This window comes from Thermoactinomyces sp. CICC 10735 (genome assembly GCF_016055175.1).
GTDB classification, from domain to species: domain Bacteria; phylum Bacillota; class Bacilli; order Thermoactinomycetales; family Thermoactinomycetaceae; genus Thermoactinomyces; species Thermoactinomyces vulgaris.
This window is the reverse complement of the sequence record NZ_JAECVT010000002.1, coordinates 500,721-516,494: the sequence shown is the minus strand read 5'-3', so window position 1 is coordinate 516,494 and position 15,774 is coordinate 500,721. Positions and strand designations below refer to the sequence as shown.

The 15,774-nt window shown below is 49.1% G+C and carries 11 protein-coding genes and 1 other annotated feature; of the genes, 6 read left to right on the top strand and 5 right to left on the bottom strand.

Features of this window, described 5'->3' with window-relative positions; translation table 11 throughout:
• Positions 1-58 precede the first annotated feature (58 nt).
• From ccpA to acsA, 4 genes are all read left to right on the top strand, one after another.
• The gene (ccpA, locus tag I8U23_RS05845) at positions 59-1,099 is read left to right on the top strand and encodes a catabolite control protein A (protein WP_037995652.1); all 1,041 of its coding nucleotides are present in this window, start codon (positions 59-61) and stop codon (positions 1,097-1,099) included.
• Positions 1,100-1,113: 14 nt separating this feature from the next.
• A complete protein-coding gene (locus I8U23_RS05840) occupies positions 1,114-1,827 on the top strand; it encodes a 5'-methylthioadenosine/adenosylhomocysteine nucleosidase (protein WP_121874156.1) in 714 nt (237 codons plus the stop codon).
• 104 nt (positions 1,828-1,931) lie between these two features.
• Positions 1,932-2,087, top strand: a complete 156-nt coding sequence (locus I8U23_RS05835; RefSeq protein ID WP_069201544.1) for a DUF1540 domain-containing protein — start codon at positions 1,932-1,934, stop codon at positions 2,085-2,087.
• Between the two features lie 118 nt (positions 2,088-2,205).
• Entirely contained in the window at positions 2,206-3,924 is a 1,719-nt protein-coding gene (gene acsA / locus I8U23_RS05830) for an acetate--CoA ligase (RefSeq protein ID WP_037995648.1), read from the top strand.
• Between the two features lie 25 nt (positions 3,925-3,949).
• Here acsA and I8U23_RS05825 read toward each other — a convergent pair whose 3' ends face one another.
• Both I8U23_RS05825 and I8U23_RS05820 read right to left on the bottom strand, forming a co-directional pair.
• On the bottom strand, positions 3,950-6,169 hold the full coding sequence (locus I8U23_RS05825) for a transglycosylase domain-containing protein (protein ID WP_198050822.1): 2,220 nt from the start codon (positions 6,167-6,169) through the stop codon (positions 3,950-3,952).
• A gap of 218 nt (positions 6,170-6,387) precedes the next feature.
• Positions 6,388-8,745 carry a transglycosylase domain-containing protein gene (locus I8U23_RS05820; protein ID WP_049720467.1) on the bottom strand — a complete coding sequence of 786 codons (2,358 nt, stop codon included), beginning with the start codon at positions 8,743-8,745 and terminating at the stop codon, positions 6,388-6,390.
• 61 nt (positions 8,746-8,806) lie between these two features.
• Positions 8,807-9,012, top strand: a binding site (T-box leader).
• A gap of 58 nt (positions 9,013-9,070) precedes the next feature.
• On the opposite strand from I8U23_RS05820, the gene tyrS reads away from it, so the two are divergent.
• Entirely contained in the window at positions 9,071-10,327 is a 1,257-nt protein-coding gene (tyrS, locus tag I8U23_RS05815) for a tyrosine--tRNA ligase (RefSeq protein WP_037995647.1), read from the top strand.
• Between the two features lie 38 nt (positions 10,328-10,365).
• On the opposite strand, the gene I8U23_RS05810 is transcribed toward tyrS, so the two are convergent.
• Complete coding sequence (locus I8U23_RS05810) at positions 10,366-10,773, bottom strand: NUDIX hydrolase (RefSeq protein WP_037995722.1); 408 nt, start codon at positions 10,771-10,773, stop codon at positions 10,366-10,368.
• Positions 10,774-11,453: 680 nt separating this feature from the next.
• Between I8U23_RS05810 and ppsA the strand changes: the two genes are divergently transcribed.
• Positions 11,454-14,078: a phosphoenolpyruvate synthase gene (gene ppsA, locus I8U23_RS05805; protein ID WP_198050821.1), complete on the top strand. Its 2,625-nt coding sequence runs from the start codon at positions 11,454-11,456 to the stop codon at positions 14,076-14,078.
• A gap of 80 nt (positions 14,079-14,158) precedes the next feature.
• Here ppsA and rpsD read toward each other — a convergent pair whose 3' ends face one another.
• A complete protein-coding gene (gene rpsD, locus I8U23_RS05800) occupies positions 14,159-14,761 on the bottom strand; it encodes a 30S ribosomal protein S4 (RefSeq protein WP_037995641.1) in 603 nt (200 codons plus the stop codon).
• 266 nt (positions 14,762-15,027) lie between these two features.
• Positions 15,028-15,681: a tRNA (guanosine(46)-N7)-methyltransferase TrmB gene (trmB, locus tag I8U23_RS05795; protein ID WP_037995639.1), complete on the bottom strand. Its 654-nt coding sequence runs from the start codon at positions 15,679-15,681 to the stop codon at positions 15,028-15,030.
• Between the last annotated feature and the right edge of the window lie 93 nt (positions 15,682-15,774).

The window sequence follows — 15,774 nt, the reverse complement described above, 5'->3', positions numbered from 1 at the left end:
AAAATGCTCGAGAAGAGATGGTTTGTGAACAAAAATTAAAAAATGGATGTGGAGTCGTATGGGTAAGAAAAAAGAGACGATCACGATTTATGACGTTGCTCATGAAGCGGGCGTTTCCATGGCGACCGTATCCCGTGTTGTCAATGGAAACCCCAATGTCAAACCGGCAACCAGAAAAAAAGTGTTGGATGTCATCCGCCGGCTCGGGTATCGGCCCAATGCGGTGGCGCGCGGGCTGGCAAGCAAAAGAACGACCACAGTCGGTGTGGTGATCCCGGATATTTCCAACGCTTTTTATGCCGAACTGACCCGGGGCATCGAAGATATTGCCACGATGTATCATTACAACATTATTTTGAGCAACTCGGATTTGCAAAAGGACAGGGAATTGCAGTTAATTGAAACATTGCTGGAAAAACAAGTCGACGGCCTGCTGTTCTTGGGCGGGGAAATCACCGAAGCACACCGGGAAATTTTTTCGGCCACACCGGTGCCCGTTGTCCTTGCGGCGAGCCGCGATGAGAAAAAAGAACTTCCCTATGTCACAATTGATCAGATTCAGGCATCCAAAGAGGCCACCCTGATCCTGGGGCATGAGGGACATAAACATGTCGGGTTTATCGGTGGCCCGCTGACGGATTCGGTCAACGGCTATCCGCGTTATCTCGGTTACAAAGAAGCCTTGAAAGAGATGGATATTGCCTTTGAGGAAGACCTGATCCGTTTGGGGGATTATCGCTACCGTTCCGGTTACAAAGCGATGAGAGAACTATTGGAAAGCCGTCCTGAAATCACCGCTGTCTTTGCGGCCAGCGATGAAATGGCTGTGGGTGCCCTTCATGCGGCATTGGACATGGGGCGTGACGTTCCGAATGATTTATCGGTCATCGGTTTTGAAAACATTCCGCTGGCTTCCCAAGTCCGCCCGCTTTTAAGCACCGTCGGGGTTCCGATGTATGACATCGGTGCGGTGGCCATGCGGTTGCTTACGAAATACATGAATGAAGAGCAAGTGGAGACAGGGCAGGTTTATTTGCCGTATCATATCCAATTGCGGGAGTCCACCCGGTTAAAAGAGTGGGAAGAAGAAAAAGAATAAGCGAGGAGAAACCGATGGAAAAAAAGATTGGAATTATCGGGGCAATGGACGAAGAAATCGCTTCTCTGCTCCGTTTGATGGAGGATGTACGGTCTCATACCCATTATCAAATCACTTATTATGAAGGCCGGCTCGAAGGCACCCCCGTGGTGCTTTGCAAATCGGGCGTCGGCAAAGTGAATGCCGCATTGTGCACGCAGGTTTTAATTGATCGTTTCCAAGTGCAGGCGATCGTGTTCACCGGCGTGGCCGGGGCTTTGGACCCCAAGTTGGAGATCGGGGATATTGTTGTTTCCACCGAATGCCAGGAGCATGATGTGGATGTTAGTGCTTTGGGATTTGCCAAAGGAATCATTCCCTATCAGGAAGTGTCGGTTTACCCGGCCGATTCCAAGTGGATCGGTTGGGCGGTCAAAGCCGGGGAAACGCTGGAAGGGGTTCAAGTCATACAAGGTAAAGTTTTGTCCGGTGACCAATTTATTTCTGATCTTGGAAAAGTCAAGGAATTGCGGGGACAGATGGAAGGAGCTTGTGTGGAAATGGAAGGGGCGGCGGTGGCCCATGTCTCCCATCTGGCCGGCATTCCATATGTGGTGATCCGTTCCATGTCCGACCGGGCGGACCATTCGGCCAATGTGAATTTCACGGAGTTTACGCAGTTGGCGGCCAAGCGCTCCAGTGAAATGGTTTGCCGCATGCTTTCCTTGCGCAACCGGAACCGCTTATGAAAAACGCCAGCCTGAAAAGGCGGGGCGTTTTTTTCATGAATCTGACAGTGTAAAAAAGGGGAGCGTGAGAGAGAATAACGATAGAGCAAAGGAGGGAAGTGAAGATGGCACGAGATGTATTGTGTGAAGTGAAAAACTGTACCTTTTGGCAACAAGGAAACTTGTGCAGTGCCGAGGAAATTTATGTTGTGAGCCACAAAGGGGAAGAAGCGGAAGACACCAAAGAAACCGACTGCAAAACATTTAAGCCGGTACACTGATGAAAGGGGAAGAAGAGTTTTTACTCTTCTTCTTTTGTGTCTAAAATTTGAATTTGATTCGAATTATGTTATAATACTGAAAAGTGAAACCTTTATTTTAAAGGGGGCATCTCTTCTTATGAGACATGATGAGACCATTGCAGTGAAAACAACAGGGAATAATCTGCAAGATTATGAAAACACTTACAAGAGCTTCCGCTGGGAAGAAGTGGAACAACAGTTCACGTGGGCCAAAACGGGAAAAGTCAACGCAGGTTATGAAGCAATTGACCGCCATGTCGATGAGGGGAAAAAAGACAAAATCGCCTTGTATTATAGTGATGCCAAGCGGGACGAGAAATATACCTTTTACGAGTTGAAGCAAAAGTCAAACCAATTTGGCAATGTCCTGAAAAAGCTGGGCATTTCCAAGGGTGATCGTGTTTTTATTTTTATGCCCCGGACCCCCGAACTTTATGTCAGTTTCTTGGGAATTATCAAAATAGGCGCAATTGCCGGCCCTTTGTTTGAAGCGTTCATGGAAGATGCGGTGAAGGACCGCTTGGAAGACAGCGAAGCGGTGGCTCTGGTGACGACGAAAAGTCTTTTGGAACGTGTACCGAGAGAAGAGTTGCCAAATTTAAAATATGTGATTTTGGTCGATGGGGAAGAAAACACCGCTGAAGGTGTGTATTCCTTTGAAAAAGAGATGTCGCAGGCATCGACGGAATTGGAAATTGAATGGGTTGATCGGGAAGATCCCATGCTGATGCATTATACTTCCGGATCCACAGGAAAGCCCAAAGGGGTTCTCCATGTGCATAATGCCATGATTCAGCATTATCAAACCGGGAAGTGGGTTCTCGATCTTCAGGAAAATGACATATATTGGTGCACAGCAGATCCGGGTTGGGTGACCGGAACTTGTTACGGGATTTTTGCTCCCTGGTTGAACGGAGTGACAAATGTGATTCGCGGAGGACGGTTTTCGCCGGATGACTGGTACCAAACCCTTGAAAAATACAAAGTAACGGTTTGGTACAGCGCGCCGACCGCCTTCCGGATGTTGATGGGAGCAGGGGAAGAAGTGGCCAAACGGTATGATCTTTCTTCTGTCCGTCATATCCTGAGCGTGGGGGAACCGCTCAATCCGGAAGTGGTTCGCTGGGGCTTAAAAGTATATAACAAACGCATCCATGACAATTGGTGGATGACGGAAACCGGCGGGATCCTGATTGCAAATTTCCCGCAAATGGAGATTAAACCCGGATCGATGGGTAAACCGATCCCGGGAGTGAAAGCGGTCATTTTGGATGACGACGGAAATGAGTTGCCGCCTTATCAAATGGGGAATCTTTCCATTAAAACACCGTGGCCGTCCATGATGAGGCAGATCTGGAAAAACCCCGAAAAATACAAAGAATATTTCAAAATTCCCGGCTGGTATACATCGGGAGACACGGCATACAAGGACGAGGAAGGTTATTTCTGGTTTCAAGGCCGTTTGGATGATGTGATCAATACCTCCGGGGAACGCGTGGGGCCGTTTGAAGTGGAAAGCAAATTGGTCGAGCATCCGGCGGTGGCGGAAGCGGGGGTCATCGGGAAACCGGATCCGGTGCGGGGACAAATCATCAAAGCTTTTATCTCGCTTCGGGATGGATATGAACCTTCCGATGAGTTAAAAGAAGAGATCCGTTTGTTTGTGAAAAAGGGTTTGGCGGCTCATGCCGCACCGCGGGAAATTGAGTTTAAAGACAAGTTGCCCAAGACCCGCAGCGGGAAAATCATGCGCCGCGTTTTAAAAGCTTGGGAACTCGGATTGCCGACCGGCGATTTGTCCACCATGGAAGATTGATATAACACTAAAAAAGACGCCACTTTCAGGTGGCGTCTTTTTCTGGTGAAAAGTAACGCAGGAACGTACTGGCTTCTTGAGGCTGCTCCGCTCCCGGTTGGGGCTGTTCCGGCTGCTGCGGTTGTTGCGGAGGTGCCGGTTGCTGTCCCGGATTTCCCGGTTGCTGACCGGGTTGTGCCGGGTTCCCCGGTTGCTCCGGCTGTTGCGGTTGTTGCGGTTGTTGCGGTTGTTGCGGGACCTTATGGCATTCAAAGCATTGGTCCTTGACTTGTCCGCCCGGATTTTCAAACTGGCTTCCTTGTTTGATCAGATCCGGACTTGCTTGCTGAGCCGCTTTAAAGATTTTGACCCAAGCTGTTTTGGAAAGATCTTTGTCAGCCGGGCGATTTGCGTCCGAATAACCGGACCAGACCCCGAGGGAAATTTCCGGAGTATAGCCAATGAACCACAGGTCGTAATAATTGGATGTCGTTCCGGTCTTACCGGCAATCGTGAACCCTGGGAGACTGGAGCCGATATAGCGACCGGTTCCGTCCGTCACCACTTTCTGCAACATTTTGGTTAATTCAAAGGAAACAGACGGTTTTAAAATGGTTTTTGGCTGATGATGTTTTTCAAACTCGTAAATCACATCCCCATTGGAATCGACGATTTTTTGAATCAAATGGGGTTTGTTATGTTTTCCGTTATTGGCAATCATGGCAAAGCCGGCTGTCATCTCGGCAACGGTGTACCCTGCACGCATGCCTCCCAACGCGGAAGCTTCGCCATCGTATTTGGTGGGCGGCATGTCCATCTTGCGTAAGTATTTAAAGCCTTTTTTGATTCCCAGTTCCCGGAAGATTTTCACGGCCGGGATGTTGAGCGAGTTTTGCAAGGCGACCGTGGCCGTCACCGGTCCGGAATATTTTCCGTTCGCATTGACATAGTTGTCAGAGCTTCCGGCTTTTTTGATCGGTTCGTCAATAATGATGGAGTTGGGCGAAATGATTCCTTCATTCATGGCCGGACCGTAAACCAGCAAAGGTTTGATGGTGGATCCCGGCTGGTTGGTAGCGCTCAGTGCATAGTTAATGTTGGATTTCTCAAAACTGGTGCCACCGACAAAGGCCAGAATGGCTCCGGTTTTGTTATCGATAATGGTTGCACCGATTTGTTCGCTGTGGCCGTTTTTTGAAGGAATGTGCATTTTGGAAACGGCGTCGTTCACAGCATCGTACATGTTTTTGTCAATCGTTGTGTAAATTTTGTATCCGCCTTGACGAACTTGATCGATGTAGTTTTTATCCGACTGAACTTTATTGCCTTTTTTCTGATCCAGTTCTTTTAAAACTTGCGCGGCTTCCCGTTCAACGGAAGTAATGATGTACGGGTATTCTGCGTACGCATTTGGAAAATCCGATGCATTGGCAAGATGGGCTTTAATGTCGTATTTGACGGCTTGATTGTATTCCGCTTGCGAGATTTTGCCGGTTTCAAGCATTTTCCCCAGTACATATTTCATCCGTTTTAACCCTTTTTGGAAATGCTTGTTTTGTTCTTGTTCGGTGTTTCCATAAAAGGGGTTGTAGTCGTAGGGACGTTGCACCATTCCTGCCAGATAAGCCGCTTCCGCAATGGACAATTCTTTGATGTCTTTATTAAAAAGCCCGCGTGCGGCGGAGGCAAAACCAACCATCCGGGTGCCGTGAGCACCGGGGCCGAATTCAACACTATTTAAATATTTTACAAAAATCTCATCTTTGCTGTAAAAACGTTCCAAACGCACGGCATTGATGATTTCCAAGGCTTTGCGCTCATAAGTTTTTTTGGTGTTGTCCAAAATCTCATTTTTCACCAATTGCTGGGTAAGCGTACTTCCCCCGGTTTCCACGCCGCTGTTACTGATTTGCTGCCAAATGGCGCGTAAGATCGAGCGGGGGACGATCCCGTTATGATTGTAGAAATCCCTGTCTTCGGTGGCGACCAAGGCATCCACAACATACGGGCTCACTTCATCCATGTTCTTGATCAGTTTCCGGTCCGTTTGTGCGATCATGCGACCGATCTGCTCTTCTGAACGGAAATAAGCGTAACTGGTTTGCGACCAGCCGGTCAATTCCTTTTCGTAAGCCTCTTTGGTCCGGATCGTTTCATTTTTGGCAAAAGCAGAAACAACGCCTGCTCCGGCCCCGAAGATTCCTACAGAGAGAATCAGGATGACTGATAAACAGCCGAGTAAAATACGCTTGATCTTGTTGTTCATATTTCTTCTTTCCCCACTTTTTGTTCGCTCTCGTCGGGATGGTTAGATGGTTTCATGATGATGCATCAATCCCCTCCCTCCATGTTGACGAGACCTATTATAACATAGGGCATTATCTTGCTAGTCATATATAATTTTTGACAATATTTTCATGGATTTTTGACCGCGAAAAATCCCCTGATCTTTTTGCCAGATCAGGGGATTTTCCAAACAGATGTTCAGTTTTCATCCCGTTGTCCCGGAGGGCGCCCGGGATGATCGGGCTGATTTCCGTGCTGATGATCCGGTTCCTCCCCGGGATCATCGGGAGGATTGGGGTCGTCTCCGCCACCGCCATCCGAAGGTTTGTCATCCGGCGGACGGACAATATCGGGCGGCTTCGTGCCATCATCCGGATTTCCTTGTGAAGGATCATCCGCAGGATTGCCATTGGGGTCTTTTTGTTTGTTTTCTTTCTCTTTGTCTTCCTGATGTTTGTTTATCCGGTCGCATTCCAGGCACGGAACGCCGTGGAAAAGACCGCCGGGGTTTTCAAAGCGCGCATTTTTGTCAAAGTATTGAGGCGCTGCTTGCTGAGCGGCTTTAAAAATATTGACCCAGGCTTGTTTGGAGAATTTGTCATTGTGGCTCATCGGGAAGTTGTAATCGTATCCGCTCCAAACCCCAAGGGTGATTTGCGGTGTGTAACCGATAAACCAAAGGTCCCGGTCTTCGGAAGTGGTTCCGGTTTTTCCGGCAATGTCAAAACCGTTAATGCGGCTTCCGATATATACACCGGTTCCTCCTTTGACGACCTCGCGAAGCATGTCCGTCACCTGATAGGCGGTTTGCGGAGAGAAGACCGTTTCCGGTTTGTTTTCGTGTTCATAGATGACTTCCCCGTCGGCATTGGTGATTTTTTCCACTATGTAGGGGTCATTGTATTTCCCTTGGTTTCCAAACGTTGCAAAAGCCGCCGTCATTCTGGCAACGGAGTAACCTTTGGTTTGCCCCCCGATGGCTGCTGATTCCCCGTCATTTGGATGCGGCGGGATTTTCAGCTTGCGCAGATACTCGAAGCCGGTGTCATGGCCCAAGTGGTTGAACACTTTGATGGCCGGAATGTTGTAGGACCATTTTAAAGCTTCCCGGATGGTAACCGGTCCGTGATATTTCTGGTTCGCATTTTGGTAATAGCCGGAACCGTCTCCCCGGGCCAGTTTTTCATCCAATACTTTGGTGTCGGGGGAAACCACTTTTTGTTCAATGGCCGGTCCGTAAACGATCAACGGCTTGATGGAGGAGCCGGGTTGGTTTAAAGCGTCAAAAGCATGGTCTTTTTGATTGCCCTCGCGGTTGGACGAGGAGACAAAGGAAAGAACGGCTCCCGTGCGGTTGTCCATGAGCACTGCACCCAATTGTTCATGGTCTTCAAACTCACCGTATTTGCGCGTGTGGAAGGTGAGATGTTTGGTGGCTTCCTTGTTGACGGCATCATACATGTTTTTGTCGATCGTGCTGTACACATGGTATCCCTGTGTCTGGATCCGCTCAATGTATTTTTGCAAGGTGGCGCGGTATTTGCCTTCCTGGCTCAGTTTTTCGATATCCAGACCGTCTTTTTTCATCAGGATTTCGGCCGCTTCTTTTTCAAGCGCATACATGATAAACGGATAATTGGCATACCCGTTGGCGTCCGGACTGGGCTTGGCCAGGGAACCCTTGATGTCAAACTTCAACGCTTCCTGATATTGTTCTTCCGTGATCTTTTTGTTCTCCAACATTTCCGACAGTACCAGTCGCATCCGGTCCAAACCGCGACGGAGATTATCCGGATCACCAAATGGATTGTATGCATTCGGGCGTTGAACCATCCCGGCAAGATAGGCGGCCTGGGCGAGATTCAGGTCTTTGACATCCACGCCGAAAATGCCGTTGGCTGCGGCCTGTACACCGTACAAGTTTTGATTGTTGGCGCCTTTGCCGAAATAGACGCTGTTCATGTAATAAACGAGAATCTGGTCTTTCTCCAACAAGGAGTCAAGCCGGATGGACAAAACGATTTCTTTGGATTTACGCGCTAGGTCTTTTTCGAAATTCTCCAGGATGACCCGTCGCACCAATTGCTGGGTGATCGTGCTTCCGCCGGTTGTCACGTCCGCATGGGTGATCTGTTGGTAAGCCGCCCGCAAGATCGAGCGGGGGACAATCCCGTGATGTTTGTAAAAATCGCGGTCTTCGACGGAAATAAAAGCATCGATCAAGTAAGGGCTGACATCGTTAACTGACTTGATGAGTTTCCGGACATCCCCTTCATTCCGGAAGGCCCCGATGCGAATGGGATTTCCGCTGTCATCTTTGTTGGCAAAATAGGCATAACTGTTTTCAAACAAGCTGTTTAATGCTTTTTCAAAATCTTCTTTATCTCTCACCGGTTCATCTTTCACCATGGCGGATACAATGCCCGCACCAGTGCCGACCGCAAAAAAAGCGGCGATCAGCACGAAAGCAACAAGTCCGTAAAGGCCAGGTTTCACCGCATTGATCACCGGTTGATGCTTTCGTTTTTTTGTAAATCGGGCTGATCTACTTTTCATTCACTTGATACCCTCCTCATTCTAGGGTAATATTATAGCATAATCTGGTTATTATAACGTGTAAAAAGCTGTGAACAAGCGAGTAGTCGCCAGACCATTCCTTCCAGAGAGCCGGTGGTTGCTGCGAACCGGCAGGAACCTGGCGGTGAATTACACTTGGGAGCTTGCGTGTCATGCGCACGGACGACAGGGTCCGTTATCGAAATGAGTGGGAAACGTCCGGTTTCCAATGAGGGTGGTACCGCGGAATCAATCTCCGTCCCTTTTGATGAGGGATGGAGTTTTTTTATGACCTACTTTTATTTTACTTAAGGAGGGAACAGGTATGTCAGTAAAAAAAGAATGGTCCGCCGAAACCATGGAAAAAACTGAACAACAACTGAGAGTGATCCGGCGTGGAGCAGCCGAAATTTTGCCATTGGAAGATTTGCGGGAGAAATTGGCCCGCTCAATCGAAGAAAACCGCCCGCTGAAAATCAAACTGGGTTTGGACCCGACCGCCCCGGATCTGCATATCGGCCATACGGTCGTCTTTCATAAACTGCGCGAATTTCAGGAGTTGGGACATCAGGTTCAGCTGGTGATCGGGGATTTTACCGCACAAATCGGGGACCCGACCGGAAAATCGCAAACCCGGAAACAGTTGTCCGAAGAAGAAGTGAAAGAAAATGCGAAAACTTATACGGACCAATTGTTTAAAGTGTTGGACCGGGAAAAAACCGAAGTTTATTTCAACAGTCACTGGTTAAGCCCGCTGACTTTTGCCGATGTGACCCATCTCGCTTCGAAATGCACCGTGGCCCGCATGTTGGAACGGGATGATTTTTCCAAACGTTACGAAAGGGGCCAGGCCATCAGCATTCATGAGTTTTTCTATCCCCTGATGCAAGGGTACGATTCGGTGGTGCTCAAAAGTGACATTGAGATCGGGGGGACGGACCAGACATTTAACTTATTGATGGGGCGCCAGTTGCAAAAAGAATACGGTCTGGAAGAACAAGTGATTTTGACGATGCCGATCCTTGAAGGGATGGACGGCGTGAAGAAAATGAGCAAAAGCTTGGGCAACTACATCGGCGTCGATGAAGAGCCGAATAACATGTATGGAAAAACCATGTCCATTCCGGACGAGTTGATGCTCAAGTATTTTGAGTTGGTGACCGATCTGACGGTAGATGAGCTGGATGGGTTAAAACAAGCACTGGAGCAAGAAAAATTGCATCCCCGGGACGCGAAAATGCGGCTGGCGCATACCCTGGTGCGGATGTATCACGGAAAAGAAGCGGCGGATGAAGCCCAAAGGCATTTTCAGACCGTCTTCCAAAAGGGATCGTTGCCGGACGAGATTCCGGAAGTGATATTGGCCGAAGAAGATTTGGAACAAGGAAAGATTTGGGTGGTTGCCCTCTTGTCCAAGCTGGGTCTGGTGGCTAGCAACGGGGAAGGTCGCCGGATGATTCAACAGGGCGGTGTCCGGATCAACCAGGAAAAAGTCACTGACATCCAAGCGCAAATTCAAGTGGAAGACGGCATGGTCGTCCAAGTCGGAAAGCGGAAATTTGCAAAGGTGAAACGAAATTGAACCGACAGAGCAGGGGATGGCCTGCTCTGCCGGTTTTTTTAATATTCCACGATGAATGGATGTCTTTTTTCATGGAGGCAGTACATGATCTGTTGTTTGACAATGCGTTGGCTGATCATTCTCATGGCCGTGTCGACAGGGAAATAAGCGGCATCATCGACTTCTTCTCCGACCGCAATCCGTCCGCTGATGGGTTTGCCGATAAATAACAGTTCGCATTTATGTGAACGTAAGTCCTGGAAAACTCCGCAGTATTTGATCAATTTGATGTTCATCCCCGCTTTTTGCTTCACTTCGCGAATGGCGGCCAAGCGAATGGATTCTTTTTCTCTCACCCGTCCGCCGGGAATCTCCCAACCGCGTTTCGGGTGTTTGACAAGCAAAAGCTGTGAGTGGTAGTTAAAAACCAAAACACGGGAATACAATGAAAATTTCGGAGGTGCCATCATAACTCACCTCACCTTTTTGAAAATGAGGTCCAGGTGGTGAAAAGATTAGCAAAAAACAGAGGGGAAATAATCAGAGGATGATTGGTTCCTTTATATATATTTTAACAAAAATTAGCAAAGATTAACATATATATTGGTATAAAGTAATACGAAAATATGATTAAAATCGGTATATTTTATGCTTGAATTTTGCAACGGTTCAGGGCTTCCGCGGGGATGGTTGCGAGGAAGTCTGTGGGCACCCGGAAAAAATGAAAAGCCCGGAATGCTTGAAAAGAAAAGGGGCCGGGAAGTCGTGCAGAAGCAAACGGGAGCGGGGAATGCCGCTTGCGGGAGCGGGAAGGCAGATCAAAAATTTTGGATGATTCTTAATATTTGTCCATAATTTCAGAGAATTCAAACCGGGGAACCGGGGGAACACCCGGTTAAAAGATAAAGGAATGGATTCACGATTTCAAACCGCCGGCGAAATGATGTTCCAAAAACGTCAAGGGATCCATCTGCCCTGAAACCGGCATCTTCCTCCCACTTTTATTATACAACGGCGGAAAAAAGAATATCAGACTGTTTTTTCGGGGGGAAATGGTGCATCATGTTCCAGTGAGATCGTGTCCGGGAGGTTGGATGGTGCCCGCGGGCCATCCGCCTCCGGTGACGCCGTCAGGAGGAGGAATGAGATGAATCCGTATGTCCTTGAGTTTCAGGAAATCCAACCAACGCATCTCAGGCTTGTCGGGGGAAAAGGATATCATTTGGGAGAGCTCTCAAAGATTCAAGGCATCCACGTGCCGGAAGGATTTTGTGTGACCACAGCCGCTTTTGAAAAGGCCTTGGCATCAAATGAAACCTTTCATATGCTGTTGGACCGGCTCACCCGGCTGAAAGATGAGGATCTTGAACAAACGGGTGAAATCAGTGGGAAGATCCGGAAAGTGATCATGCAGTCCACCCTTCCTCAAGAGATGGTGAACGAGGTGGACCGCCTGCTTGAAAAGTTTGGAAGGGAAGAAGCATATGCTGTTCGTTCCAGCGCAACGGCCGAGGATTCGCCTGACCATTCTTTTGCGGGACAGCTGGTTTCCTGGCTCCATGTCAAGGGGACCCGGGAAATTTTCCGGTCGGTGAAACAATGCTGGGCTTCTCTGTTTACGGATCGGGCTGTGATTTACCGCATGAAAAACGGGAGGGATCATCGGGAGGTTTTGCCGGCTGTTGTGATTCAAAGGATGGTTTTTCCTGATGCTTCCGGTGTCATGTTCACCGCCGATCCCGTCACTTCCAACCGCAAGGTGCTGGCGGTGGATGCGTGCTTCGGATTGGGGGAGGCCTTGGTCTCCGGCGAAATTTCCGGCGACAGCTACAAAGTGCGGGAAGGAAAAATCACGGAGAAACGGATTGCCTGCAAAAAGTCGGCGGTTTATGCACGGAAAGAGGGCGGGACGGAGAAAAAGGGGATCCCGCCGGAGAAGCAAAACCGTCCCGTCCTTTCAGAAAAGCAAGTGTTGAAGTTGGAGCAAACCGGCAGGATGCTGGAAGCGCATTTCGGATGTCCCCAAGACATCGAATGGTGTCTGGCCGACGGCACCGTTTATATTGTTCAGAGCCGCCCCGTCACCACTTTGTTTCCTGTTCCAAAGCAGGGGGAAGCCCGGGGAAAACGCGTTTACGTGTCGGTCGGGCATCAACAAATGATGACGGATGCCATGAAACCGTTGGGATTGTCTTTTTTCCTGTTAACGACGCCCGCGCCCATGCGGACCGCAGGGGGAAGGTTGTTTGTCGATGTCACGCCGATGCTGGCTTCGCCTGAAAGCCGAAACCATTTGATCCAATCCCTCGGACAAAACGATCCGCTGATCAAAGACGCGCTGATGACCATTGTCAAACGGGAGAATTTTTTTGAGGATTTTACCCGATCTTGTCCGGATAGCAAAGGACGCAATCCCGGACCGGGACGCCAAGCGCTGCCGTCTCCGCCTGATCCGGCCTCCATTCCAAGCGATCCGTCTGTCGTTTTGGAACGAATGAGAAAAGCTCAGGCATCCGTCGAACAGTGTAAACAAGAGATCCGACAGAAAGCCGGACCGGCGTTGTTTGATTACATCCGGCATGATCTGAAACGACTGAGGAAGGAGTTATCTTCCCATATCGATTTGATTCAGGCGGCGATGGACGCTGCGATGTGGATCAATGAAAAGATGGAACAGTGGCTGGGGGAAAAACACGCAGCCGACCAATTGACGCAATCAGTGCCGAACAACATCACGTCGGAAATGGGAATGGAGCTTTTGGAGGTGGCCGATGCGATCCGCCCTTATCCGCAAGTTGTGGATTATTTGCAACAAGTGAAAAAGGATTCTTTTTTGGATGACATGATCCGGTTGGAGGGCGGCAAAGAAGCCCGTGCCAAAATCGATGCTTTTCTTGAAAAGCATGGAATGCGTTGTCCCGGGGAAATTGATATCACCCGGACCCGTTGGAGCGAAAAGCCCGTCACATTGGTTCCCGTCATTTTGCACCACGTCAAAAACTTTGGGCCGGGTGCCGGCAGACGCAAGTTCGAGCAAGGAAAGCAAAAAGCATTGAAAAAAGAAAAGGAATTATTGGAACGGTTGAAAGAACTGCCGGATGGCGGGCAAAAAGCAAGGGAAACCAAGCGGATGATCCAGCGGCTGAGAAACCTCGCCGGCTTCAGGGAATATCCCAAGTACTGTATCATTCAACGTTACTTTATCTATAAGCAGTCCTTGCTGAAAGAAGCGGAAAAGCTTGTGCAAAAGGGGATTTTGCGGGATAAAGAAGAGGTTTTTTACCTCACTTTTGATGAATTTTGCGAAGCGGTGCGCACCGGCAGGCTGGATAAACGCATCATCCGCCGGCGAAAGAGAGAATACCAATTCTATGAAAAACTGTTCCCTCCGCGTGTGATCACATCCGATGGCGAAATCATCCAAGGCCGGTACCGACGGGAAAACCTCCCGGACAACGCAATTTTGGGGCTGCCGGTTTCTTCCGGCATTGTCGAGGGACGGGCCCGTGTTCTTTTAAACATGGAGGACGCGGTTCCGGAAGACGGGGGTATTTTGGTGACAAGATTTACCGACCCCGGTTGGACTCCCTTTTTTGTCTCGGTGAAAGGATTGGTTACCGAAGTGGGAGGGTTGATGACCCATGGCTCTGTCATTGCCCGGGAATACGGCTTGCCGGCTGTGGTCGGGGTGGAGAATGCGACCAAGCGGATCAAGGACGGACAAAGGATCCGGGTGAATGGCACGGAGGGTTATATCGAAATTTTGGAGTGAGCCGAAAAAACCAAAAAACCCTGAAAGCCTGGATCCAGGCTTTCAGGGTTTTTTTTCGTCGCATATGCCGTTTTGCCGGATTAACGGGAGTAGAACTCGACGATCATGGTCTCGTTAATCTCAGACGGCAATTCCGAGCGCTCCGGAAGACGGGTGTAGGTACCTTCCATTTTGTTTTCATCAAAGGTGAGATATTCCGGAAGGTATTGGCGTTCTTCCAAAGCTTCTTTGATGATTTGCAGGTTGCGGCTTTTTTCGCGTACGCCGATGACATCGCCCGGTTTTACTTGGTAAGACGGACGGTCCACTTTTTTCCCGTTGACCAGGATGTGGCCGTGTACCACCAATTGGCGTGCTTGTGCACGGGTACGGGCAAGTCCGAGACGATACACGAGGTTGTCCAAACGGGATTCCAACAGCTTCATGAAGTTTTCCCCGTGGACCCCTTTCATTTTCCCTGCGCGTTTGAACAGATTACGGAATTGCTTTTCATTAACGCCGTACATCAGACGGAGTTTTTGTTTTTCCTGCAATTGCATTCCGTATTCGGAAAGCTTTCTGCGTTGGTTCGGGCCGTGTTGTCCGGGAGCGTACGGGCGTTTTGCCAACTCTTTTCCGGTTCCGGAAAGAGAAATTCCCAGACGACGGCTTAATTTCCAAGTAGGTCCTGTGTAACGTGCCATACTTTTTGGCTCCTTTCATCATTTGCTGGTTTTTCGCAAATGACAGGGTGCTGATTCGCGAATTACCCGCACTTTCCGGATAGCGGCGAAAAGCCGGATACCCACCGGTTCCCGGTGAGGCGAATCAGTGAGGGTGATCCCTTCACCTATCGTTTGCTTGCTATCCTCAAAACCCTTTTTCAGGAACTTTGAGCCATACAAGGAATTATTATAGCCGGTTCCATGCAAAAGTCAATAACAGAAGGGAAAATGGAGGAATGGGACGATCAGACGGGCTTGACACGAATGTAGTGGATCGGCAGGCCGCGGGCGACAAATTTTTCTTCGTATTCAGTGGTGATGTTGTCCGCCTGAAAGGGGCTGTTGTGCAGATCCCGCGTCATTTCGACCGTTTCCCAGCCGTATTCGGCAAATTCCTCCAATGAAAAGTCAAACAGGCTGACACTGTCGGTTTTTAAAATCAAGTCACCGCCGGGAGCCAACACTTTCCGGTAACGTTCCAAAAAGCGATGATGAGTCAAGCGCCTTTTGGTATGCCGCTTTTTCGGCCATGGATCGCTGAAGTGAAGGTACAGGCGGTTGATTTCCCCGTTGCCGAAGACCTCATTTAACCATTCCACATCCATCCAGATGTAATGAAGGTTTTGGTTTTCGGTTTCTTCTCCTTTTCGGACGGCTTTTAACAAAGGCTCCTGAATTTTTTCGACGCCGATCCAGTTTATATCGGGATATTGGGTGGAAGCTTTGGCTAAAAATTGGCCCTTTCCGGTCCCGAGTTCCACGTAAAGGGGGTTGTCGGGATGGGGAAAGCGCGTACGCCACTTGCCTTGCCACTCATTTTTGTTTTCTTCCGTGACCCGGAAAACCATCGGGTGATTGGAAAGAATTTTCGGTGCTTCTGGGTTTCTTCTCAGTCGCATGGTTCTCTCTGATCCTCCATTTAAAATTCCTTTCTATTATAACGATTGACAAGCGGGAAAACAAAGGGTTTCCCTTTTGATGCCCGGTTTTTC

What these genes read in the sequence shown, in the direction of transcription:
- rpsD (WP_037995641.1), bottom strand. Translation starts at nt 14,761, where the DNA reads ATGGCACGTTACACAGGACCTACTTGGAAATTAAGCCGTCGTCTGGGA.
- ccpA (WP_037995652.1), top strand. Translation starts at nt 59, where the DNA reads ATGGGTAAGAAAAAAGAGACGATCACGATTTATGACGTTGCTCATGAA.
- I8U23_RS05840 (WP_121874156.1), top strand. Translation starts at nt 1,114, where the DNA reads ATGGAAAAAAAGATTGGAATTATCGGGGCAATGGACGAAGAAATCGCT.
- acsA (WP_037995648.1), top strand. Translation starts at nt 2,206, where the DNA reads ATGAGACATGATGAGACCATTGCAGTGAAAACAACAGGGAATAATCTG.
- tyrS (WP_037995647.1), top strand. Translation starts at nt 9,071, where the DNA reads ATGTCAGTAAAAAAAGAATGGTCCGCCGAAACCATGGAAAAAACTGAA.
- ppsA (WP_198050821.1), top strand. Translation starts at nt 11,454, where the DNA reads ATGAATCCGTATGTCCTTGAGTTTCAGGAAATCCAACCAACGCATCTC.
- I8U23_RS05820 (WP_049720467.1), bottom strand. Translation starts at nt 8,745, where the DNA reads ATGAAAAGTAGATCAGCCCGATTTACAAAAAAACGAAAGCATCAACCG.
- I8U23_RS05810 (WP_037995722.1), bottom strand. Translation starts at nt 10,773, where the DNA reads ATGGCACCTCCGAAATTTTCATTGTATTCCCGTGTTTTGGTTTTTAAC.
- I8U23_RS05835 (WP_069201544.1), top strand. Translation starts at nt 1,932, where the DNA reads ATGGCACGAGATGTATTGTGTGAAGTGAAAAACTGTACCTTTTGGCAA.
- trmB (WP_037995639.1), bottom strand. Translation starts at nt 15,681, where the DNA reads ATGCGACTGAGAAGAAACCCAGAAGCACCGAAAATTCTTTCCAATCAC.
- I8U23_RS05825 (WP_198050822.1), bottom strand. Translation starts at nt 6,169, where the DNA reads ATGAACAACAAGATCAAGCGTATTTTACTCGGCTGTTTATCAGTCATC.